Origin of the sequence: Exiguobacterium sp. MH3 (genome assembly GCF_000496635.1) — a bacterium.
Taxonomy (GTDB): domain Bacteria; phylum Bacillota; class Bacilli; order Exiguobacteriales; family Exiguobacteriaceae; genus Exiguobacterium_A; species Exiguobacterium_A indicum.
In genome coordinates, this window is sequence record NC_022794.1 from 1045426 (window position 1) to 1069486 (window position 24061).

Consider the following 24061-nt stretch of genomic DNA (forward strand, 5'->3'; position numbering starts at 1 on the left):
GAACTATCATTTCAGGGGACAGAGAAGGAGCGAACGTCGATGTATAATCAGTTATCATGGAAAGTTGGCGGTCAGCAGGGAGAAGGGATCGAATCAACAGGCGAAATCTTTGCGATTGCCTTGAATCGACTCGGCTATTACCTGTATGGTTACCGTCACTTTTCGTCACGTATCAAGGGAGGACATACGAACAATAAGATTCGTGTCGCGACACAGGAAGTCCGGACGATTTCCGATGATCTCGATATTTTGGTCGCATTCGATCAAGAGACGATCGATGTTAACTTCCATGAATTGCGTCAAGGTGCCATCATCATCGCGGATGCGAAATTCAATCCGACGAATCCGGACGAAGCACGCGCTTCCTTGTATGCGATTCCATTTACGGAAATTGCAGCTGATCTCGGTACGGCTTTGATGAAGAACATGGTCGCGATTGGTGCATCGAGCGCGATTCTCGGCATTGCACCGGAGCGTTTCCAAGCCGTCGTCGAACAGATTTTCGGTCGAAAAGGTACAGACATGGTCGAGAAAAACTTAGCGGCAATCCGTGAAGGAGCAGCAGCGTTTGAAGCACTTGCAGGAGAGGGCGAGCGTTTCGTCTTGGAACCGGCTGACGGAAAACAACGGATGTTCATGATCGGAAACGATGCGATCGCCCTTGGTGCAATCGCCGGTGGAGCGCGTCTGATGGCAGCTTACCCGATCACACCATCATCTGAGATCATGGAATACTTAATCAAGAAACTGCCGCAGTTCGGCGGAACGGTCGTCCAGACGGAAGACGAGCTGGCAGCAGTCACAATGGCAATCGGTGCGAACTACGCAGGTGTCCGTGCTTTGACGGCGTCTGCTGGTCCAGGATTGTCATTGATGGCGGAAGCGATCGGATTATCCGGGATGACGGAAACACCGCTCGTCATCGTCGATACACAACGGGGCGGTCCGTCAACCGGTCTACCGACGAAACAGGAACAGTCTGACCTGATGGCGATGATCTACAGCACGCATGGTGAGATTCCAAAGGTCGTTTTGGCACCGTCAACGGTCGAGGAAGCGTTCTACGATGCAGCAGAGGCATTCAACATCGCAGAGGAATACCAGTGTCCTGTCATTCTATTGACGGATTTGATGCTGTCTCTTGGAAAACAATCGGTCGAACCACCGGATATGTCACGCGTTGAGATCCGACGCGGGAAGTTGATCCAGGAAGACTTACCGAAACTTGAAGGAAAAGCGTACTTCAAACGCTACGAAGTGACGGAAGATGGGATCAGCCCACGTGTCATTCCAGGCGTCAAGCATGGGATTCATCATGTAACGGGTGTTGAGCACAATGAGGAAGGTCGTCCGTCGGAAGCGACGAAGAACCGAGTCGATCAGATGACGAAGCGACTCCGTAAGCTAAACACGTTCCGCTTACAGGATGCCGTTCTCGTAACGGAGCATCATGCAGAACCGGATATCTTATTCGTCGGTTTCAACTCGACACGTGGAACGATCGAAGAGATCATGCCACGACTCGAAGCACAAGGAATCAAGGTTGATCACTTGCATATCCGTCAAGTCCATCCGTTCCCAAGTGAGCTAGTCACGCCGCACTTAGAGCGGGCAAAACGAGTCATCGTCGTCGAGTACAACGCAACGGGACAACTGGCGAAGCTGATCCAGATGAACTGTGGACATGCATCGAAGATCGAGCATATCCTGAAATTCAATGGCGACCCGTTCTACCCAGCAGAGGTCGTCGAGCAGGTCGTAGGAGGGGTATATCATGGCAACCTTTAAGGATTTTAGAAACGATGTCAAACCAAACTGGTGTCCAGGGTGTGGAGACTTCTCGATTCAAGCAGCGATTCAGCGTGCTGTCGCGAACGTCGGTCTCGAACCAGAAGAGTTGGCATTGATTTCCGGGATTGGCTGTTCTGGTCGGATTTCCGGTTATATCAATACGTATGGCTTCCACGGCGTTCATGGACGGTCCCTTCCGATCGCCCAAGGTGTCAAGATGGCGAACCGCGAATTGACGGTCATCGCGTCTGGTGGCGACGGTGATGGATTTGCAATCGGCATGGGACATACGATTCATGCATTCAAGCGCAATGTCGACATGACGTACATCGTCATGGACAATCAGATTTACGGCTTGACGAAAGGACAGACATCACCCACTTCTGCACCTGGATTCAAGACGAAATCTACTCCAAAAGGGTCGATCGAAAAGAGTGTTTCACCCGTTGAACTCGCCTTGACGGCTGGTGCGACGTTCGTTGCCCAAAGCTTCTCGAACGATTTGAAGGGCTTGACGCAACTGATCGAGCAAGCGACGGCACATAAAGGATTTGCCTTCATCAACGTCTTCAGTCCGTGTGTCACGTTCAACAAGGTCAATACGTACGATTGGTTCAAACAGAACTTGACGAAGCTGTCCGACATCGAAGGATATGATCCGTCGAACTTGGATCTTGCGAAACAAACTGTTCATGCGCACGACGGACTCGTCATGGGATTGATCTATCAGGATGAAACTCGTCCTGATTACCAGTCACAAATCGATGGGTATCAAGAATCGGGTCTCGCGTATGCGGATCTTGAGCTGAACGAAGAAACATTCGGTAAACTGGCAGCAGAATTCATGTAAGATAGAGGAAAGATGTGTTTGGTTTTTTGGGGATGCTAAACATTTGGAAGTTCACCACATATAAAAAAACGTGAGCTTCCGCGAAGGAGTCGGGGAAAGATGACGAAATTAGTAACGACGGTAGAAGAGACGACAACGACGAAAACGATGCGGGCACTCGTCAAAGAAGAACGCGGGTTCGGTGCGGCACTCAAAGAAGTACCGGTACCCGTACCGAGTCGTGGAGAAGTCTTGATTCGAGTCGAGGCAACATCGATCTGTGGGACGGACGTTCATATCTATGAGTGGGACGCGTGGGCAGCCTCGCGTGTCAATCCGCCGTATGTCTTCGGTCACGAGTTCTCGGGCGAAGTCGTCGAGCTCGGAGAAGGCACGAAACGTTTGAAGCTCGGTGACCGTGTCTCGGCGGAGACGCATATCGTCTGTCATCAATGTAAACAGTGTCTACGTGGGCAATATCACATCTGTAAGAACACGAAGATCATCGGTGTCGATACACAAGGTTGTTTTGCGGAATACGTCGTCATGCCGGAAGAAAACCTTTGGGTCAACCCGGAAGATATGCCAGCAGGGATCGCCTCGATCCAAGAGCCGATGGGCAATGCCGTCCATACGGTTCTCGCGAGCGATGTCAGTGCGAAAACGGTCGCAATCGTCGGTTGTGGTCCGATTGGTCTGATGGCGGTCTCCGTCGCTAAAGCAGCTGGTGCGGCGGAAGTCGTTGCGATTGACGTCAATCCGTATCGTCTTGAACTCGCGCGGACGATGGGGGCGGATGTCGTCATCGATTCACGTCATGACGATGTGTTAGAGCGAATTGAACGTATGACGGACGGCGACGGGATTGATGTCGTCTGTGAGATGAGTGGTCATCCGGTTGCGATTCGTCAAGCCTTCGAGATGGTGACAGCAGGTGGAGACGTCAACATCCTCAGTCTGCCGGTCAAACCGGTCGAAATCGATTTGACGAACCACGTCGTCTTTAAAGGTGTCCGGGTCCAAGGGATCACCGGTCGGAAGATGTACGAGACATGGAGCCAGGTTTCTGCTTTCTTATCGAGCGGAAAAGTCGATGTCCGACCGTTGATCACACACACGTTGCCGCTTGAGCGGTTCGAAGAAGGATTTGAATTGATGCGTCAAGGGAAATGCGGGAAAGTCGTATTACAACCAAGGGGGACGAATTAATGGGATTTGAACACTTACGGACAGAACTAGAAGAGATGAAACAGGCGGGCACGTTCCGCAACCTCGTAGCACTTGAGAGCGCGCAACATAACCGCGTGACGATCGACGGTAAGGAATTGATTCAACTGTCGTCGAACAACTACCTCGGACTCGCCGCACATCCGCGTCTCGCTGAACAAGCTGCGGAAGCGGCGCGCACGTTCGGTGCTGGAACAGGATCCGTTCGGACGATTGCCGGAACACTCGAGATGCACCAAGCATTCGAACGGGAACTCGCGACATTCAAGCATACGGAAGCAGCACTTGTCTTCCAGTCGGGATTCGCAACGAATCTCGGTGTCTTATCGGCACTGCTCGGTCCGGAAGACGTCGTCATCTCGGATGAGTTGAACCACGCTTCGATCATCGATGGGATTCGTCTGACGAAAGCGAAACGCCGAATCTATAAACACGTCGACTTGGCGGATCTTGAAGCGGCCTTACAAGAAACACAAGACGCGCGGACGCGCCTTATCGTCACGGACGGTGTCTTCTCGATGGACGGAAACATCGCACCACTTCCAGAAATCGTTGAATTAGCCGAGCGTTATGACGCACTCGTCATGGTCGATGATGCTCATGCGTCAGGTGTGCTTGGGAAAGCGGGACGCGGTACGGTCAATCACTTCGGTCTTGACGGGCGTGTTGCCTTGCAGGTCGGTACGCTCTCAAAAGCTATCGGTGTCCTCGGTGGATACGTCGCGTGTGAACAGCACGTCAAAGATTATCTGATCCATAAAGGACGTCCGTTCTTGTTCTCGACATCACATCCACCAGCAGTCGTTGAAGCGAATCGGGAAGCGCTCCGTGTCATGGAGGAAGAGACGGAACTCTTCGATCGTCTGTGGGAAAACACGGAATTCTTTAAACAAGGACTCCGTGATCTTGGATTCGACATCGGTACATCGACGACGCCGATCACACCGGTCATCGTCGGGGATGAAGCACGTTGCCACGAATTGTCGGACCGCTTACGTCAAGAAGGTGTCTTCGCTCAAGGCATCGCCTTCCCGACGGTCGCAAAAGGAAAAGCACGTGTCCGGACGATCGTGACGGCGGAACATACGCGTGAAGATTTAACGACGGCACTTGCAGCTTTCGAAAAAGTCGGTCGTGAATTAAACTTGATCGGTTGATATCGATCACGGACGAAATGAGTCCGCATACTTTCAGGCAGCGGATCAGCGATCCGCTGCCTGAAGTGCGTCACGGGCGAAAGAATCAACGTCGACCGTTTTTACTTTTGCGAGATAGGGAATAACAGATGAGGAAAGGATGTGACCTGATGAGTACGAAGAAGAAAGGGATTTTGCTCTCATTTTTGATGCTGACGCTGCTCCTTGGGGGTTGTATTCGCATCCAATATGATGCGACGATCCATACCGATCAAAGTGTCAACTTAAAGACGACATATGCCGCAAAGGAACACCCAGTGGCGCGTTTACTGAACCTAAATCCGAATTGGAATAGTTATGTCAAACAGGCAGAAAAGAACGGCTATGCAGCGAAGACGTTCAAGACGAAGGATGACTATGAAGGGATCCGGATGCAGAAGACATTCGCGAACTTCAAGGACATGACATCGATCAAGGACGAATGGAAGACAGGTATCGGTGGGATTCTCATTCCACCTGATACGAAGTTCGACATGAAAAAATCGGATGGTTTTTGGTTTGATACGTATCGACTGGATACGAACATCGATCTCAGTATCGATCGTTTGAATATCAAAGGCTATCAACCGACAGGACAGGTCAAGAAACTCGCCGATCGGTATATCCGTCAAGCCGATATTGAGATCAAGCTCCACGGTCCGAAAGTCATTGGTCTCCAAAATGGAGAAAAGATCGACTGGTCGAATTACCATGATGTGTCATGGAAATTATACGGAACGAAAGCCAACCAGCTACAGTTGATTGCGTATGTACCGAATCCGACAGGTTGGATCATTACTAGTATCGTGTTATTAATCGGTGTCGGATTATTCCTCTACTGGGTCTTTCACCGTGTCCGTCGTTTGCGCCGGCAACAGTTGAAGACGATCAGCATCTCGCTCCTCGTCTGTTTGATCGTCGGGGGAGGCGCGTGGTGGGTGTTCGCGGAGGATACGTCAAGTGCGCCGCCACCAACGCGTCAGATCGTCACACAAGGAAAGAGTGAAATCGTGCCGACGTTCCTCGTCCATGGGTTATTCGGGACGGAGCGGACATTCGTGCCGATGATTCAAAACTTCACGAATAAAAAAGTCGCCGATGATGGTGGTCGATGTGACGTGACTCGTTCCGGGAAAGCAACCTGTAGCGTCAAACCATCATCGACCGGCTACCCACTTGTCCGAATCGTCTTCGCAGATGATGAGGCAAGTCTTGCCGATCAGCAAAAGTGGTTGAATGCGGCGATTGCAGCTTACGATGCGAAACAAAAAGCGACCTTTGCCGATATTCAGCTCGTTGGGCACAGCATGGGTGGTGTCGATGTCGTCGCCTACACGGTCCAAGAGGAAATGCCGTATCACGTCCGGAAAGTCGTGACGCTCGACTCACCGATCGCCGGTTCGGATTACGCGAAACTCGGATTGACACTTGCGCCACTTGGCACGAATACGAACAGTCCTGCGATACGCGATCTTGCGAAGGGCTCACCAGCGATGAACAATCTGACCCAAAGGCTTGAGACGTGGCCACGCGACGTACTCGTCTATTCGTTTGGTGCCAAAGGAGGCGACTTCAATCTGATTTCGTTAAATAGTTCGTTTGCACTCGAGAACTACACGGATAACATCCAGACGAAATCCTATAAGTATGATCACTTCACGATTCATCGCCGGGAGCCGGTCTTCCGCGAAATCCGCAATTTCCTGTTTAAAGAAAATCGAGTCACGGAGGAGGAACCATCATGAAACAGGTCGTCATCGTCGGCGGAGGAATTGCCGGTCTAACGGCTGCGGCATTGATCGCACAAGAAGGACATGCCGTCACGGTACTTGAAGGAAGCCGTGAATGGGGAGGGTCAGCCGGGAAGTTCACACGCCGGGACTTGACGTATCCCGTTGGAGCGACCCTTGGGATGGGATTTGAACCGGGTGGCATTCATGCCCGTGTGCTCGATCATCTCGGAGTGACGCACCAAGTCAAGCCACTCGACGTCATCATGACGATTCGCATCGAAGGACGATTGATTCATTATTATCAAAATCGTGATGCGTTTCTAACCGAATTGACCTCACATTTTCCGGAGCAGGCATCGTCGATTCGGGCATTCTTTGCTGAAATCGAGCAGATACACGAGGCAATTCGTCCACTGATGGCAGAACTGCCGGCATTGCCACTTCAAGATTTAGCCGACGTCCGGCGGTTAGTCCGTCACACGAAAAGTGTCGTCCTCTTACCATATTTTCCGCTGACGATTGGTCATCTGTTACGCAAACATCGATTAGCGGATACGCTGTTCGCACAAGTGATCGACGGGATCTTGCTCGACAGCATGCAGACAGGGCAGGAAGCATCTGCTTTACTAGGGGCCGTCGCCTTATCGATTTACCACGAGGGTGCTTATTATGTCCCGGGTGGATTATACCGACTGGCCGAGCAATTGAAAGAGACAGCAGAGGCGAGCGGGGCGACCTGTCTCCTTGGGCGAAAAGTCACGTCGATTCGAAAGACACCGGATGGTTTCTTGATCGAGGATCGTCGCGGACGCTTGATGCTTGCAGATGCTGTCATCTGCGCAGTTCCGCTTGAAGGCATCAGGGAAGTCGTCAGTACGGATATGCAACGAACGTTACGACGGACGTACCAGCGACAAGAAAAGCTACAGCAATGGGCGACGTTTACGTATTATGCGGCGATTCCGGAGTCGATCATTTTGTCTGACGAAGCATTCCGGCAAGTTCATGATCCGTCCTTACCTTCAGGTCATGCCTTCATCTCCCTCTCCCGTCCGGACGACCGATTACGTGCACCAGCCGGTCAGCGGACGCTGACGATGTCATGTCATGTTCCGATTGGTACGTTTGATAAGACGGACCGGAAACGCTACGACGAACAGGTCGAGGTGATGTCGGCGATCTTCGAAGCTATTCTTGAACAACAGTTTCCTGGCTTCGTGCAACAGGCGATCGAACGCCATCCGGGTGGACCCGGTGCGTGGGTACGCTATACGTTCCGTCCGGACGGTGGAGTCGGGGGATATCCGCAACGTCCGAGTACAAGTCTCTTGTTCGCGGCTCCGTTTCGTACGGGCATCGATCACTTCTTTGCAATCGGCGACACGATCTTTCCGGGTGCCGGGACGATTGGGGCGACGACGTCTGCGATTCATGTTGCCCGACAGTTTGATGTCAGATTATGAGAAATCGTCGTAAAATGATGAAAGAAGCGACGCATCTGTCGCTTTTTTCACATTTGAGGATTATGATGAGGAAGAGTCGGGAACATGATATCCATGAACAGAAAGAGAGAAGGAGTGAAGAACCATGGAGACATTCGAGCAAAAATGTCAGTCGTTCATTCAGGAACGACGACCTGAAGTCGGTCCGATTCAATTCGAGTCGGCGCGTACGTTTCTCAATGCACGCGGTTTAAGTGTCTACGAACGGATTTATCAAGGGAAAGAAGAAGTCCGATTAGCGTTCGTCGAGCAGACGAATGGTCAACAACTCGTTTCATTGATGGAAAATACATTCGGCAACGGACTGGTCTATTTTGTCTCAACGGCAACCGCGACATGGGATGGCGACCGTTTTGGTGAATACACGTTTTAAGTACATAGGGAGTCCCAGTCGATGACTGGGGCTCTTTCGTGTCGAAACCTAATCCTTGTCCCGTTCGTAAGGTAGATAAGTGACTCAGTTGAAGGAGGAAACGATGTGTCATCACTTGAACAACCTAAAACATCGACACGGCGGCTTGCGACCGTCTCGTTGATTTTCATGGCGGTCGGATTCGTCGTCTCATTGCCATTTAAAGAAAATGCGTGGGTCTTTTGGCTCCAGAGTGGTTTTGAAGCCGGACTCGTCGGTGGGATTGCCGACTGGTTCGCGATCACGGCATTGTTTCGCCATCCGCTCGGCTTAAAGATTCCCCATACGAACCTGTTGCCGAAAAATCGGGAACGGGTCATCGAATCAATCGTTCATATGCTCGAGACGGACTTGCTCAATAAAGAGAGTATCGTCGCGAAGCTCCAGCATATGACGCTCGCAGACCGTGTCATCAAAATCTTACGTTCGATTCTCGTTCTGCCTGCTTTTCGAGCGACCGTTACCGAACTATTGGTCGGTCTGATCCGGAAATTACCGAAAGAGGCGATTCTTGAGTTTGCGAATACACGGGTGACGGAGACAATCAAAGCGTATCCGTCAAAACGGCTGGCGGTACGGGCGATGGAGTTAAATGAGGAACGTCGACTCGACGAGTGGCTGATGGATCAGCTACTCGGTTATGGGCAACGTCTGCTCGAAGACCCCGTCATCCGAGACCAGATTGGGCGCCTTGCCTATACGGCGATGATCGACCAAGAAAAGAATACGTTCTTGCGGGTGACGGCGCGAACCGTCCAAAAAGTCTATTCAGAAGAAAAACTCAGTCTTGTCATTCAAGGTGTCTTGTTGACGGTCATTCAAGATATGCGACACGTCCATCACCCGAATCGTTTAGCGATTCTTGATCATCTGCGTCGTAATCTGGCACAGTTATCGATTGATGAAGAGCGTCTAGCAAAAATCGATGCTTGGAAGGCAAGCGAGGTCGACCGGTTTGACTTCGTTCCGGTCATTGAACGCGCGTATGATGCTGGTTTGATCGAACTCGAACGCTACTTGACGTCAGATGCCTTCTGGGCGGAACGGGCGATGCCGATGCTTTCGCGCGCTTTAGACGACTGGGAACAGCATCCGACGTTCAAAGATAGCAGTGATCAATGGATGAAGGAGCAACTCGTTCGTTTCGTCGAACAAAATCACCAAAAAATCGGTGGACTCGTCCGCGAGAACTTAAACCGGTTCGATACGGAGACACTGATTCATATGATCGAGGATAAGGTCGGCAGTGACTTGCAATGGATTCGGGTCAACGGGGCATTGTGTGGATTCATCATCGGTTTGATTCTCGGTGCGATCAAGGTGTTCGTCGGATGAGCCGGTGGACGCATGATGTGACGTTGTCGGAAGCATTTGATTTTAAAGGAATCGTATCTCGTTTGACGGAAGACCCGTTACAAATCGAACAGGATGGGCGACTCGTCGTTCCGATCTTCATCAACGATCAGGCATACATCACGACGATGGAAGCCATCGATGGTTACACGTTACGGATTGACGGTTCAGGACCGCAAACAGCGGTGCTGACGCAACTCAATCGACGCTTTCGACTCAATGAGCCAAATCCTGCGCAGCGTCTCAAGGCGACGTCGTTACACGCGATCGTCGAACGGTTCGGCGATGAACGACTCGTGCTTGATCATTCACCGTTCACGGCCTTGATTCGCTCGATCATTCATCAACAGATCAACCTCTCATTTGCCCATACGTTGACGGAACGTGTCTTTCGAACATTCGGAACGGTCAAGGACGGGATCATCCTTCCGCCGACACCGCGTCAATTAGCAACTGCGCGTCGCGAGGACTTGCTTGCTCTGCAACTATCAGGACGTAAAGTCGATTATCTGCTTGGCGTAGCGACGGCAACGATTGATTATGATGCATTGACGTCAGCCGACGACGCAGAAATCGCTGAGACGTTGATTGCACTGAAAGGCGTCGGACCATGGACGGTCCAAAACGTCCTGATGTTCGGATACGGTCGTCCGGACCTTTTTCCGGCATCGGACATCGGGATATTACGGGCTTTCGAACGGTTGCTCGGTTACCGACCGACGGTGGAAGAAGCGACGCGACTGGCGGAGGAATTTGCCCCTGTCCGTAGTCACGCCGCCTATCTATTATGGCGTTCGATTGAATAAGGAACTATTCTTGTCACTCTATCGCGAGAACGGTATAATGAATGCGACAGAACGAGGAATCGTTCAGAATGCTAAGGGAAGCGACGTGTTCGCTAACGATAGAGGGGACGAATGTGGATGTATACAGATGAACAAATCATCGAAAAAGCCAATGAAATCGCCAAAATGATTTCAGAGACACCGGAAGTAGAACGATTTAAAGCGGCAGAAGCCAACATCAATGGGAATGAAAAAGTCCAAAAGATGATGAAACAAATCAAGTTCCTTCAAAAAGAGGCAGTCAACTGCCAACATTACGGCAAAACAGAAGCACTCGCACGTGTCGAAGCGAAGCTCGATAAATTGTTCGCTGAGCTCGATGAGATGCCTGTTGTCCAACAGTTCCAAGAAACACAAGAAGAAGTCAACGGACTTCTCCAATACATCACGGTGACGATCTCGAACGGGATTACGGATCAAATCATCGAAGCGACGGACGGAGATGTTCTCGCTGGTAAGACAGGTAGCGGCATGGAAGCAGAAAACAAAAGCGGCGGTTGCGGCTACTAATCACGAAATGAACGAAAAGCCGACGGACATCCGTCGGCTTTTTCTACGAATGAGGTGGAAGAATGGAAGCAGTACACAACACTCCGATGATGAAACAATACTTCTCGATCAAGGCGGATTATCCGGATGCCTTTTTGTTTTATCGACTCGGTGATTTTTACGAATTATTCTTTGAGGATGCCAAAAAGGTCGCCCATGAACTGGAGTTGACGCTGACGGCGAAAAACGGCAAGAACGCGGAACATCCGATTCCGATGTGTGGCGTGCCCCATCACGCAGCGAACGGCTACATCGAACAGTTGATTGAGCGTGGTTATAAAGTGGCGCTTTGTGATCAAGTCGAGGATCCGAAGTTGACGAAAGGACTCGTCAAACGCGAAGTCATCCAAGTCATCACACCGGGAACGTTGATGTCCGCCTTGACGGAAAAAGAGAATCGGTACTTAGTCGCGGTCGTCGAACAGGACGGTCGTTTTGGGATTGCTCGCGGTGATGTCTCAACAGGTGAGAGTGCCTTGACAAGCGTTGCGACACTCGACGGTGTAGTCAAAGAACTGAGCATCATTTTGCCACGGGAAATCATCGTCACGACAGAGGAACACGAGACGGCGCTCGCGCACTTACGGATTCCACTGACGCGTAGTTCTCGGCGCGAATCGCATCCGCACGGGGATCGTGCGATTAATGCAGCCCAAGCGGAAGCCTTTGCGGTGCTCTATGCCTACATGCACGATACACAAAAAAGAGCGTTGACACATCTACAACCCGCTGTCGTCTATGAAGCGAGTGACTTCATGCAACTCGAGCCAAATACGGTCAAGAATCTCGAACTCGTCCGCTCGGCACGAACAGGAGACAAAAAAGGTTCGTTGCTTGGTCTGCTTGATGTGACAGGTACAGCGATGGGCGGACGGATGTTGAAACGCTGGCTTGAAAAACCGTTGTTATCGGAACGCGTGATCACCGAGCGGCTCGACGCTGTCGAGGAATTGTTGCAACACTACTTCGAACGTCAGCAATTAAAAGATACGTTACGCGAAGTCTATGATCTCGAGAGACTCGTCGCAAAAGTCGGTTACGGTACGGCTTCAGCGCGCGACCTCGTTCAATTGAAGTCGACGTTACGGCTGATTCCCCGCATTCAATCAGCGCTCGAGGAGATGATGAGCGAACGTCTTGGTCAGCTCAGTCTCGGACTCGATCCGCACGACGAATTGAGCGATTTGCTCGATCGTGCTTTCGTTGAAGCACCACCAATCTCAACGAAAGAGGGCGGAATGATTAAGGCTGGTTATTCAGCAGATCTCGACGAGTTACTCGTCGCCTCAAAAGACGGAAAGACATGGCTTGCGACACTTGAAGCCAGTGAACGGGCAGCAACCGGCATCAAGACGTTGAAGATCGGCTACAATCGCGTCTTCGGTTATTACATCGAGGTATCACGAGCCAATGCCAAGCTGTTGCCAGAAGGACGGTATGAACGGAAGCAGACACTTGCCAATGCCGAGCGTTACATCACACCGGAACTGAAGGAAAAAGAAGCATTAATCCTTGGTGCGGAAGAGAAGAGTGTCACGCTCGAGTACGATCTCTTCTGTGGAGTGCGCGATGAAGTCAAAGGACACATCGAAAGCTTACAACGGGTCAGTCGCCGGATCGCGGAACTCGACGTCCTCGTCGCACTAGCTGAGATTGCTGAAACGCACGACTATGTCCGACCAATCACGACGACGGGACGAACGGTTGATATTCAGCAAGGACGTCACCCGGTCATCGAAACAGTCTTACCGCGCGGTGAATACGTCGCGAACGGGATCACCTTAAACGAAGGACGCGAGATGCTGTTGATCACTGGACCGAACATGTCCGGTAAATCGACCTATATGCGACAATTCGCATTAATTGCTCTATTGCACCAAATCGGCTCGTTCGTACCAGCTGCTCAAGCGGAACTGCCGATCTTCGATCAAATCTTCACCCGGATCGGGGCGGCAGACGACCTCGTCAGTGGACAGTCGACATTCATGGTCGAGATGGTCGAGACACAAGAAGCGTTGACGCGTGCAACGGACCGGTCGTTGATCCTGCTAGATGAAATCGGTCGCGGGACCTCGACGTACGACGGGATGGCACTCGCACAAGCGATCGTTGAACACATCGCCCGGCATGTCGGAGCGAAGACGCTATTTTCGACCCATTACCATGAACTGACGGTGCTCGAAGAATCGATTGATCGATTAGCGAACGTTCACGTCCGTGCCGTTGAACAAGATGGGCGTGTCGTCTTCTTGCATGAAGTACGCGACGGAAAAGCCGACCAATCATACGGAATCCATGTCGCGCGGTTAGCTGATTTACCAGATAGTCTGATCGAACGGGCGCAAGTCCTCTTGTCCGAGTTCGAGCAGGCTGAGCCTGTTCCGGTCGCAGCACCTGTAAAAGCTCCTGTTCAGGAGGAGCCGATTGATCAACTCAGTCTGTTCTCAGATGCGGATCCTCTGCGAGAGACGATGGCGAGTCTTGATTTGATCAATATGACGCCGCTCGAGGCATTGAATACGCTGTATCGTCTACAAGCCGAAGCGAGAAAGTGAGGAGAATGCAGTGGGAATCATTCGTGAATTATCCGATAGTTTAGCGAACCGGATCGCGGCGGGAGAAGTCGTCGAACGACCAGCATCGGTCGTCAAGGAACTGGTCGAGAACGCACTTGATGCCGGTGCGACCCAAATCGATGTCGAACTCGAAGAAGCTGGAATGAAACGGATGACGATCCGCGACAACGGACACGGGTTTTACCCGGATGACGCTGAACTGGCTTTCGTCCGTCACGCGACGAGTAAGATTAAGGACGAGCATGACTTGTTCCGAATCAAGACACTTGGTTTTCGCGGAGAGGCACTTGCCTCGATCGCGTCCGTCAGTAAAGTGACATTGAAGACGAAACGTGAGGACGCGGAAGGAATTCAAGTGACGCTTGAGTACGGGACGGTCGTTGAACGGACACCAGCAGCAATGAACCGGGGAACGGAATTGACGGTCGAGCATCTCTTCTTCAATACACCGGCACGGCTGAAGTATTTGAAGACGACGCATACGGAGCTTGCGGCGATCACGGACGTGCTGAACCGGATGGCGTTCGCTCATCCAGACGTCAAACTTCGAGCAACGCATGAAGGGAAGACATTGATCCAGACGAACGGATCAGGAGACGTCCGGCAAGCACTGGCGAGTGTCTACGGTCATCAAACGATTCAAGGAACACTAGTCGCCAAAGGTGCGAATGCCGATTATCAATTGACGTGTCATCTCGTCAAACCGGAAGTGACCCGTGCCTCAAAGAATTACATCACGTTGATTCTCAATGGACGTTCGGTCAAAAACTTCGCCCTGACGCAAGCGGTCTTGAACGGTTACCATACGCTCTTACCGATTGGGCGGTATCCGATTGCAGTCATCGAGGTGACGATGGATCCACTCCTGATCGATGTCAACGTCCATCCGGCGAAACGAGAAGTCCGTCTTTCAAAAGAGATGGAGCTCTGCCAGTTGATCCAGGAGACAATCAAGATGACGCTCAGCCGGGAGACGCTGATTCCGAAAGTGACGCCACCGAAACCAAAAAAGGATCCGAGTAGCCAGGAAAAACTCGATTTTTCTTACGTCGCGGAACCAGTCGAAGAAACGTCATCGCGAGCGGTCTGGAATTATCCGATTCCGAAAAAGCCGCAAGAAGACGATCGACCACCTGTCGAGAAATCATTACCTTTTAGCAACGAGGATGATCTATTCGAGCCCATCGCACCGGTCAAGCAGGAGTTTGCTGAACTGATTGAGGAACCAGCCGCGCGTCCGCGCTTTCCGCATCTCGACGTCATCGGTCAACTTCATTCGTCCTATATCGTCTGTGCCGGGGAAGACGGGATGTATATGATTGATCAACATGCAGCACAGGAACGAATCAAATACGAGACGTATAAGGTCATGTTCGGTCGACCACCGGAACAGAGGCAACAATTGCTCTTACCGTATACGTTCGAAATCTCGTCGGATGATATGAAACGGATGGATGAAGTCCTTCCGTTGCTAAAAGACGTCGGCATCGAGTTCGAAGCATTCGGTCCACAAAGCTTCATCGTCCGAGAAGTTCCGACGTGGTTCCCGTCCCATCGGCAGGAAGAGACGATTCAGGAATTACTCGATGAAGCCTTGATGAAGCGAAAAATCGATCTCGAGACGTATCGGGAAGATGCCGCCATCATGATGGCATGTAAGAAATCAATCAAGGCGAATCATCCGTTGAACGATGAGATGATGCGCCGGTTGATTGACGATCTAGCGAAAACGGAGATGCCGTTCACATGTCCACACGGACGTCCAGTCATCATCGAATGGACGACGTATGAACTCGAGAAGTTATTTAAACGGATCATGTGATTAAGATGAGGAGACGATCCCATTCAGGTGTCGTCTTCAGATTGAAGACAAGGCGCAATTTTTCTCTAATGAGAAGGATTGCGCTTATTGTTCGTCTCGAATCATTTTTTGTACTGATACACGACTGACTGGTTTTTGTTTGTGCTAATACAAAAAAGGTGAGGATTTTCATGAGAACGGTTACTTCAGTTGATTAACTAGATTTCATTGATTGTTGAAGGAAAGAGGCGGATAATAAGACCCGAAACTGTTAACAAGGGGACCTTTATCATGCTTTCACGCGTTATGCGTATCATTCAAATCATTGCTCAAATCGCACTTATTTTTTGTTTTTCACTCAGTGGGGACTGGGTGAGCGAAACTTTCCAGTTACCATTACCCGGTAACATCATCGGCTTGATTCTGCTATACGTGATATTAAAAAGTCGACTGCTTCCTCTCGTCGCTGTTGAACGGGGCGGAACCTTTCTGCTGTTCGTCATGCCGTTATTCTTTGTCCCAGCACTGTCCGGAATCATGGATTATACGGCATTCCTTCGAACATCTGGTCTTCAAGTCGTGTTGATCGTCGTCGTCAGCAGCCTTCTGACGTTAGTCGGATCAGCGTATATCGTCGATCGCTTGGCACACCGAAAAGAGGCGGTGACCCCACATGAGTGAGACACTGTTCTGGATCATCCTGACCATTCTTTTATTCAGTGGCGCAATGTTCCTTTATCAGCGTCATCCTCGTGTCTGGACGTTACCGATCCTGACGGTGACCGCTGTCCTGATCGTAATTCTCGTCTATAGCGGCGTCTCACATGCAGAATACATGCAAGGGGGACAATATCTGTCGAAGATGCTCGGTCCAGCGATCACGGCATTTGCGATTCCGCTCTACCGGGTCCGGCATCACGTCCGCCGTTTTCTGCCGGAAATCGGACTCGGTGTATTGCTTGGAACATGTATTGCAATGAGTTCAGATCTGTTACTCGGTCTGCTACTCCATCTTGAGCGGACGACGAATCTTGCCTTGTTACCCAAATCGGTCACTTTACCCGTTGCCTTAGCGATTTCACAAAAAGCTGGCGGGACGACGACGCTGACGGCTGCCTTCGTTTTATTGACAGGATTGACAGGATCAATCGTTGGACCAAAATTAATGACGGGCTTGAAGATTCGTCACTTCGTCAGCCGTGGGGTTGGACTAGCGTCGATTGCCCACGTCATGGGCGCGACGAAATCGATGAGTCTTGACCAACGGGAAGGGGCGGTCGGTCTGCTGACGATGGTCTTGACGGCCGTCTGTGCCAGTGTCATCGCACCGTTTTTAATCACATGGTTATATGGGTAAACACTCTGTTTTTTCAACGGAGTGTTTTTTTTTGTAACCGATTGAAACTTGTCGACCACTTTTGCAGTATAGTACAACAGAAAACAGGGTGGAGGAGAATCAGATGATCATTTGGATTAACGGTACGTTTGGCGTCGGGAAGACGACGGCAGCAAAAGGGCTACAACAACGCTGGAGCGGATCACACATCTTTGATCCAGAGGAGACAGGCTATTTTTTACGAGCGCAACTGCCGGAAAACAAGGATGATTTTCAGGATGAGCCGTTGTGGCGCACGTTCAATCGACAGCTCCTCGAACAGCTCGATACGGAAAAGGCGCGGATCATCGTACCGATGACATTGACGAATCCAGCGTACTTTCAGGAAATCATCGGTACGTTACGAGCGAACGGGCATGACGTCCGTCATATCACACTGATGGCGAAGGAGACGACTGTCAAACGTCGGTTGATTAGCCGCTTTGAGCGTCCAAACTCGTGGGGCGGTCAACAAGCAGAACAACGCTTACGTCAACTGACCGATCCATTGTTCAGTCAACAGATCGAGACGGATGATCTGACGAAAGGACAGATCGTCGATGCGATTGCCCTCGTGACCGGGATTGGACTCTCGCCTGCCCGACCATAAAGGATTCAAGAAAGATGTTTCCGGGAATCATTAGATGATAATAGATGAGGAGGAAACAATCTTGAACGAAGGGCAACTTATTGCTAGGAGGATTTATGAATATGAAACACTGGATGACTGAGAAATTGGGCAGACAGTTGATGGCGATTTTTTATAGTGTCTTTGCACTAAGTGTCATCACATCGGTTGCCAGTTATTTATACGTGGATAATGCAGACGGTCGGACGAAGGAACAAGTACTCGACCAGTTACAAAAGACACAATGGTTCTGGTTCTTGAACTTGATGATTTTTTTATTTTGTCTACTGTTCATCGTTCGCCCATTGATTCATCGGGTGACGTCACAACTCCGCGAATTGAACGTCAAGAGTCGTCGCCTTGCAGAAGGCAAATCGATTTCGCTCGAGCATGATGTCGACAGCCATAATGAAGTCGGTCAATTAACGGCATCATTTTACCAGATGGCACGGTCGATCTCATCACAACATGCGGAATTGTCAGCTAAGAATCAAGAAATGGAACACAATCAGGAAGTATTGAAGCAAAAACAGAACGAGCTTGAGCGTGCTCTTGAAGTGACGCGGACGAATGAACTCCATTTGCAGGATCGGAATGAACTGATCGAAACGCTTGCTTCAAAGGAGAGTTTATTCGATTATTCATCCGTCATCAGTACGATCGTTCGGTTGACGAAGACGGAATTCGGTGCACTGTTATTGATCAAGAATAATGAAATCGCGCAAGTCGTTCCAAAAGAAATGACAGAAGAACAACAAGAGAGTCTGAAGACGGAGTCGTTACTACTAAAGCGAGTCATGATTTCAAAGGAAACCGCACATTCCTCAAAAAAGGTCGCGAACGACGATCTCATCAAGTATCCGTATCACGTCTATGAAGGTGTCATTCCGATCATGGATCCGGCAAAAGAAGAATTGATTGCCTGTCTCTATCTAGCACGGTTTGACGCACCATTCAACCAACAGGATTTAGCGGAACTGGAATCGTTCTCAAAACAGATTGCGATCTCATTGATGCGAATGTCACTCTACGAACAGATGGAATACGAACGAAAAGAGACGGCACAACTGCTGAATTCCGTTCGGGAAGCGATTCTCTACATCAAACACGAAGAGAAGACGATCTTAGGAAATCAGGCGTTATTCGATATCTTCCAGTCGTTACAAGTCGAAGAAGACAACGATTCGATGACCTTCCTTGAAGTCCGACCGGAAACGATGTTCGAACAGATGGATCAAAAGGAAGCGTTTGAAGCATACTTTGAAGAAGTCTTATCGGGTGAGATTCCGGAGGGCATGTTCTCCTTGTCGATTGATCAGGGGGAATACTTCATTCAAGTCTATGCCGAAGCCATTGCGCACGGGGGACATTCAAAAGGAACGATTCTCGTCTTCCGTGACGTCACGGCTGAGACAGAAGTCGACCGCGTGAAGTCGGAACTCGTCTCAACGGTCTCGCATGAACTTCGAACACCGCTCTCTTCGATTTATGGCTTTACGGAGCTCATGTTGAAACGGGATTTGGATCCTGAGCGGAACAAGCGATACTTGCAGACGATTCACGATGAATCGAAGCGTCTGACCGATCTCGTCAGCGACTTCTTGAACGTTCAGCGGATGGAGTCAGGAAAGCAAGAGTATGACAAACAAATCTTTGACCTGAAAGAAATCGTCAAGGAACAAATTCAGTTTTATCAAGCAGCGACGGAGCAACACAGTCTGAAACTTGATTTGAATGATGAACAGGACTTCATGGTCGAGGCAGATGCGAACAGCATGAAACAGTTACTCGGTAATCTCTTGAATAACGCGGTGAAGTACTCACCGGACGGCGGGGATGTCGTCGTCACGATGATTCACCAACACAATCAAATCGAACTCAGCGTTCGCGATTTCGGGATCGGGATTCCGAGTCATTCGATGCCGCATCTATTCAGTAAGTTTTACCGGGTCGACAACTCAGACAGCCGAAAGATTGGCGGGACAGGTCTTGGATTATCGATCTGTAAGGAAATCGTTCGCGCACATGATGGCAATATCGAAGTCGAATCAATCCTTGGAGAAGGAACGGTCTTCCGGGTCAAGTTGCCGAGTGCGACAGACGCGTTACTCGAAGCAGAATGAAGAGATGAAGAAGAGGCGATATCATGCGCCTCTTCTTTTTTGTCGTGCCTCGTGTGAGATTCGTCCAAATTCCTGCGTTTGGCTAAAACGAGTAAGATGCAGACATTTGAACGATAAATCGAACAGATTGATGACAGAACGGCTGAAACAGTTGAAAAAATCGTAAGTTGTGCAGGGATTGCGAACGTTTCTGAACTCTCGCTATAGTGATTACAAAAAACGTGGGAGGAAAAGAATCATGGAGAGCTTAGAAGCGTTACTCACACCACCGCAAGATATCGAACAAGAGAATGCAAACATTGATGGCAAAACACCGCTAGCGAAATTACAGCGGATTGCTGGGGAAGCAGCGCGACAGATGATGCGACAACATCTCGAAGCAGATGTCTTGCAGGCGCTTGACGACAACATCTTGTATATCCACGACGCCGATTATTATGTGACCGGGACGACGACTTGTGCCCAGATTCCGCTCGGTCAGCTACTCTCAAACGGATTTCAGACGACACACGGTTCAATCCGACCAGCGCAAGACATCCGTTCGGCCCTCGCCCTTGCAGCAATCATCGTCCAAGCGAATCAAAACATGCAGCATGGCGGACAAGCATTCGCAACCTTTGACGATGATGTAGCACCATTCGTCGAAAAGACCTACCAACGCGAATGGACCAAACTACATGACCTCGTGCCGCATTGGAAGCGACGCAAGCGGGAGCGGCGCGCATGGCAGGAGACGTATGAAAAGACGTTTCAGGCGTGCGAAGCGTTCATCCATAATACGAATTCGATGCATTCACGCGGTGGGGGACAGGTGCCGTTTTTATCCGTCAATTATGGAACGAATACGACGCAGGCAGGTCGGCTCTTCCAGCGCGCCATGCTGACAGCGACGGAACGTGGGTTAGGAAGAGGGGAGACACCGATCTTTCCGATTCAAATCTTTAAAGTCAAACAAGGCGTCAACCTGTCACCGACAGACCCGAACTACGATTTGTTTCAACTTGCCACCCGCGTGACAGGAAAACGATTGTTTCCGAACTTTGCGTTTCTTGATGCACCATTCAACCGTCAGGAGCAACCAGGGGGAGCCGAGGTCGCGTACATGGGATGCCGGACCCGTGTGTTTGAAGATCGTGGAGACATTCCGTCCGTCACAGGGCGAGGGAACTTATCGTTTACGAGCATCAATCTCGTCCGTTTGGCACTTCAGAGTCAAACCGTCGATCAAATGTTCGAAGCCGTCCAAGAGACGACAAGACTTGCATGCCGGCAACTCATTGCGCGTTATGAGTTCCAGGCAAGTCGAACAGCTGACGCGTTTCCATTTTTATATCAACATGTCTGGAAAGACGGTGAGATGCTAAAAAGTACGGATCAGGTGGGACCGGTCCTAAAGCACGGGACGTTAGCGGTCGGCTTCATCGGTCTCGCGGAATGTTTGACCGTCCTGACGGGGAGTCATCATGGGTATTCCGAACTGGCACACCGGATTGGTCTTGCCTTAATTCAAGCGATGCGAACGGTCGTCGACAACTATGGCGAGATGACGGGATTGAACTTTAGTTTGCTGGCAACTCCAGCTGAAGGGTTGTCGGGTAAGTTCACACGTCGTGATGCTAGTGACTTCGGTGAAATCAAAGGAGTGACCGATCAGCCGTATTACACGAATTCCTTTCATATCCCTGTCGACGCCCCCGTGACGATTCGTGAGAAGATTCAACTCGAAGCTCCGTTTCATGCATTATGTAATGGTGGACACATCACCTATGTTGAGACAGATGGCGCCCTTGCCGGAAATCCGCAAGCGATTGAAGACATCGTTCGTTTGATGGCGGAAGCTGGAATCGGCTATGGATCAATCAATCATCCCGTCGATCGTTGTCTTGATTGCCGAACGGAGCAGACGATTGAGGATCAGTGTCCGGTTTGTGGGAGTTCATCCATCGAACGGATTCGACGGATCACAGGATATCTCGTTGGTACGCTGGACCGCTGGAATGAAGCCAAACGGGCTGAAGAGCAGAATCGGGTGAAGCACGATGCTACGCGTCCTCTCCCTTCTTCCTGACTCTGTCGTTGACGGTCCCGGTTTGCGAACGGTCCTGTTTCTTGCCGGTTGTCCACACCACTGTATAGGCTGTCATAATCCATCCTCCTGGGACCCGACAGGTGGAGTGGAGTGGACGATTGAAGAAACAGTAGAACGGATTCAGGCGATCGGAAATCGTCGTTTGACATTGTCCGGCGGGGAGCCGATGCTTCAAGCGGCAGCAATTGTGCAACTTCTCGAACGACTTGGACCAAACTATGACGTCATTTTATATACTGGCTATGTACTAGAGGAAATCTTAAGACGTCGACGATGGCATCCACTAATACTGCGACTAGACGGACTCATCGATGGTCCGTTCATCCTGTCGAAACTCGACCGAACGACACGTTTTCGGGGCAGCACGAATCAACGAATTTATGATCGTCAGCAGTTGCAAAAAAGAGTGTTACACGAAAACAAAAACTCCCCCGTCTCATCAGACAGGGGAGAATCAGATCATGCATATTTTTGTTCTTGATCGACGGATTCGACGACTGCGAGTGTCGTCGTCCGTCGTTTTTTGATGAAGAACGATAAAATCAGTGCCGCGAGTGCAAGTAACGTTGCGATGAAGAACGTATCGTTGATTCCTTCGATCATCGCCTGCATTTGTAACCATTCCGGATTAGCGGCTTCAGGTTGTGAAGCGAATTCCGGAACGTGATGTTTCGTCCGCGACGTCATGATCGTCACGAGCAGACCTGAACCGATCGCACCCGATACTTGTGACAACGTATTGTTCAATGCCGTACCGTGGGGCGTCAAGTGTTGCGGAATATGGTTCAATCCGTTCGTCATGACCGGCATCATGACCATCGAGATTCCAAGGAAACGTAGCGTATACATGATGACGAGGAACGCGTATGACGTATCCGCAGCTAGCTGACTGAACGAGAACGTCGTCAAGACCGTCAGTGATAAGCCGATGATTGCAAGGATCCGGGCACCGAATCGGTCGAACAGACGACCTGTGATCGGTGACATGATCGCCATGACGATCGCCCCCGGTAACATCAAGAGACCAGAGTGAAACGGTGAGATACCCCGAATCGTCTGGATATAGATCGGCATCAAGATCATTGCGGAGAACATCGACATGTTCAAGACCATCGAAATTCCTTGCGATAAGGCGAACATCGGATAACGGAAAATCCCGAACTCAAGCATCGGTTCTTCGAGCATGAATTGACGTATAATAAAGGAAGTCAGACTAATCACACCGATGATCAATGATCCGATGACCGTCCAAGACCCCCATCCGGCAGAACCAGCGGAACTAAATCCATATAGTAAACCACCGAAACCAAAGCTTGAGAGAACGAGTGAGAACAAATCGAGTTTGAGTGTGCTACGAACTGTCTCTTTCTTCAACAAGAAGGCACCCGTGAACAGTACGAGTAATGCGATCGGTGTAACGAGATGGAACAACATCCGCCATTCGTAGTGTTCAAGAATCCAGCCTGACAATGTAGGTCCGATGGCTGGGGCGAACGTGATGACAAGTCCGAAGATGCCCATTGCTTGTCCGCGTTTCTCGATCGGGAAACCGGTCAAAAGAACGTTCATTAATAGTGGCATCATGATCGCAGAACCAGATGCCTGCATCATCCGCGCACCAAGTAGAAGCGGGAAGACGTGTGCTTGTCCAGCGATGATCGTACCGAGTGAGAACAGCGTCATCGCCGTCAAGAACAGTTGACGTGTCGAGAACTTCTGGACAAGGAAGGCTGACGTCGGAATCATGATTCCGTTGACGAGCATATAGCCCGTCGTCAACCACTGGGCGGTGCTTGCCTGAATACCGAAGGATCCCATGATCGACGGTAAGGCGATATTAAGTAACGTTGAGTTCAGGACCGCAACGAACGCACCTGCCATAAGGACAGTTAAAATTAAATAAAGTCGTGATGATTGCTTGCTTGATTGCATTTCGTTATGCTCCTTTTGTACTACGAGTCTAAAATGTTAGACTTGAATTCTATGACTAACTTGGCTATCTTACCAGGCTAAGTCGAATGAATTCAAATTATTTGCTTCATACACTAAAATA

At 50.3% G+C, this 24061-nt stretch carries 19 protein-coding genes; 18 read left to right on the top strand and 1 reads right to left on the bottom strand.

Annotated elements, in window-relative coordinates; genetic code table 11:
• The first annotated feature begins 39 nt into the window (after positions 1-39).
• From U719_RS05265 to U719_RS05350, 18 genes are all read left to right on the top strand, one after another.
• Entirely contained in the window at positions 40-1788 is a 1749-nt protein-coding gene (locus U719_RS05265) for a 2-oxoacid:acceptor oxidoreductase subunit alpha (RefSeq protein WP_023467706.1), read from the top strand.
• Positions 1775-2641, top strand: a complete 867-nt coding sequence (locus tag U719_RS05270; protein ID WP_023467707.1) for a 2-oxoacid:ferredoxin oxidoreductase subunit beta — start codon at positions 1775-1777, stop codon at positions 2639-2641. The genes U719_RS05265 and U719_RS05270 overlap by 14 nt, the downstream gene beginning before the upstream one ends.
• Positions 2642-2740: 99 nt before the next feature.
• Positions 2741-3829, top strand: coding sequence for an L-threonine 3-dehydrogenase (gene tdh / locus U719_RS05275; protein WP_023467708.1), 1089 nt, complete (start codon positions 2741-2743; stop codon positions 3827-3829).
• Positions 3829-5004 (top strand): glycine C-acetyltransferase, encoded by a 1176-nt coding sequence (locus U719_RS05280; RefSeq protein ID WP_023467709.1) that lies wholly within the window; start codon positions 3829-3831, stop codon positions 5002-5004. Before tdh ends, U719_RS05280 begins: the two co-directional genes overlap by 1 nt.
• Positions 5005-5153: 149 nt before the next feature.
• Positions 5154-6767: an alpha/beta hydrolase gene (locus U719_RS05285; protein ID WP_235147632.1), complete on the top strand. Its 1614-nt coding sequence runs from the start codon at positions 5154-5156 to the stop codon at positions 6765-6767.
• Positions 6764-8218, top strand: a complete 1455-nt coding sequence (locus U719_RS05290) for an NAD(P)/FAD-dependent oxidoreductase (RefSeq protein WP_023467711.1) — start codon at positions 6764-6766, stop codon at positions 8216-8218. The genes U719_RS05285 and U719_RS05290 overlap by 4 nt, the downstream gene beginning before the upstream one ends.
• A gap of 124 nt (positions 8219-8342) precedes the next feature.
• Positions 8343-8630, top strand: coding sequence for a hypothetical protein (locus U719_RS05295; protein WP_029341204.1), 288 nt, complete (start codon positions 8343-8345; stop codon positions 8628-8630).
• 105 nt (positions 8631-8735) lie between these two features.
• Positions 8736-10004, top strand: a complete 1269-nt coding sequence (locus U719_RS05300) for a DUF445 domain-containing protein (RefSeq protein WP_023467712.1) — start codon at positions 8736-8738, stop codon at positions 10002-10004.
• Positions 10001-10828 (top strand): DNA-3-methyladenine glycosylase, encoded by an 828-nt coding sequence (locus U719_RS05305; protein WP_023467713.1) that lies wholly within the window; start codon positions 10001-10003, stop codon positions 10826-10828. Before U719_RS05300 ends, U719_RS05305 begins: the two co-directional genes overlap by 4 nt.
• Positions 10829-10939: 111 nt before the next feature.
• Positions 10940-11377 (top strand): RicAFT regulatory complex protein RicA family protein, encoded by a 438-nt coding sequence (locus tag U719_RS05310; protein ID WP_023467714.1) that lies wholly within the window; start codon positions 10940-10942, stop codon positions 11375-11377.
• 62 nt (positions 11378-11439) lie between these two features.
• Positions 11440-13971 carry a DNA mismatch repair protein MutS gene (gene mutS / locus U719_RS05315; protein WP_023467715.1) on the top strand — a complete coding sequence of 844 codons (2532 nt, stop codon included), beginning with the start codon at positions 11440-11442 and terminating at the stop codon, positions 13969-13971.
• A gap of 10 nt (positions 13972-13981) precedes the next feature.
• Positions 13982-15814, top strand: a complete 1833-nt coding sequence (gene mutL, locus U719_RS05320; RefSeq protein WP_023467716.1) for a DNA mismatch repair endonuclease MutL — start codon at positions 13982-13984, stop codon at positions 15812-15814.
• Positions 15815-16084: 270 nt separating this feature from the next.
• Positions 16085-16474 carry a CidA/LrgA family protein gene (locus tag U719_RS05325; protein WP_023467717.1) on the top strand — a complete coding sequence of 130 codons (390 nt, stop codon included), beginning with the start codon at positions 16085-16087 and terminating at the stop codon, positions 16472-16474.
• Entirely contained in the window at positions 16467-17150 is a 684-nt protein-coding gene (locus U719_RS05330; RefSeq protein WP_023467718.1) for an LrgB family protein, read from the top strand. Before U719_RS05325 ends, U719_RS05330 begins: the two co-directional genes overlap by 8 nt.
• A 103-nt stretch (positions 17151-17253) precedes the next feature.
• On the top strand, positions 17254-17778 hold the full coding sequence (locus U719_RS05335) for an AAA family ATPase (protein WP_023467719.1): 525 nt from the start codon (positions 17254-17256) through the stop codon (positions 17776-17778).
• 101 nt (positions 17779-17879) lie between these two features.
• A complete protein-coding gene (locus U719_RS05340) occupies positions 17880-19919 on the top strand; it encodes an ATP-binding protein (RefSeq protein ID WP_023467720.1) in 2040 nt (679 codons plus the stop codon).
• A gap of 238 nt (positions 19920-20157) precedes the next feature.
• A complete protein-coding gene (locus U719_RS05345; RefSeq protein ID WP_023467721.1) occupies positions 20158-21987 on the top strand; it encodes an anaerobic ribonucleoside triphosphate reductase in 1830 nt (609 codons plus the stop codon).
• A complete protein-coding gene (locus tag U719_RS05350) occupies positions 21959-22489 on the top strand; it encodes a 4Fe-4S single cluster domain-containing protein (protein ID WP_023467722.1) in 531 nt (176 codons plus the stop codon). The genes U719_RS05345 and U719_RS05350 overlap by 29 nt, the downstream gene beginning before the upstream one ends.
• Here the strand turns inward: U719_RS05350 and U719_RS05355 are convergent.
• Entirely contained in the window at positions 22468-23940 is a 1473-nt protein-coding gene (locus U719_RS05355; protein WP_023467723.1) for a DHA2 family efflux MFS transporter permease subunit, read from the bottom strand. The genes U719_RS05350 and U719_RS05355 overlap by 22 nt on opposite strands.
• Between the last annotated feature and the right edge of the window lie 121 nt (positions 23941-24061).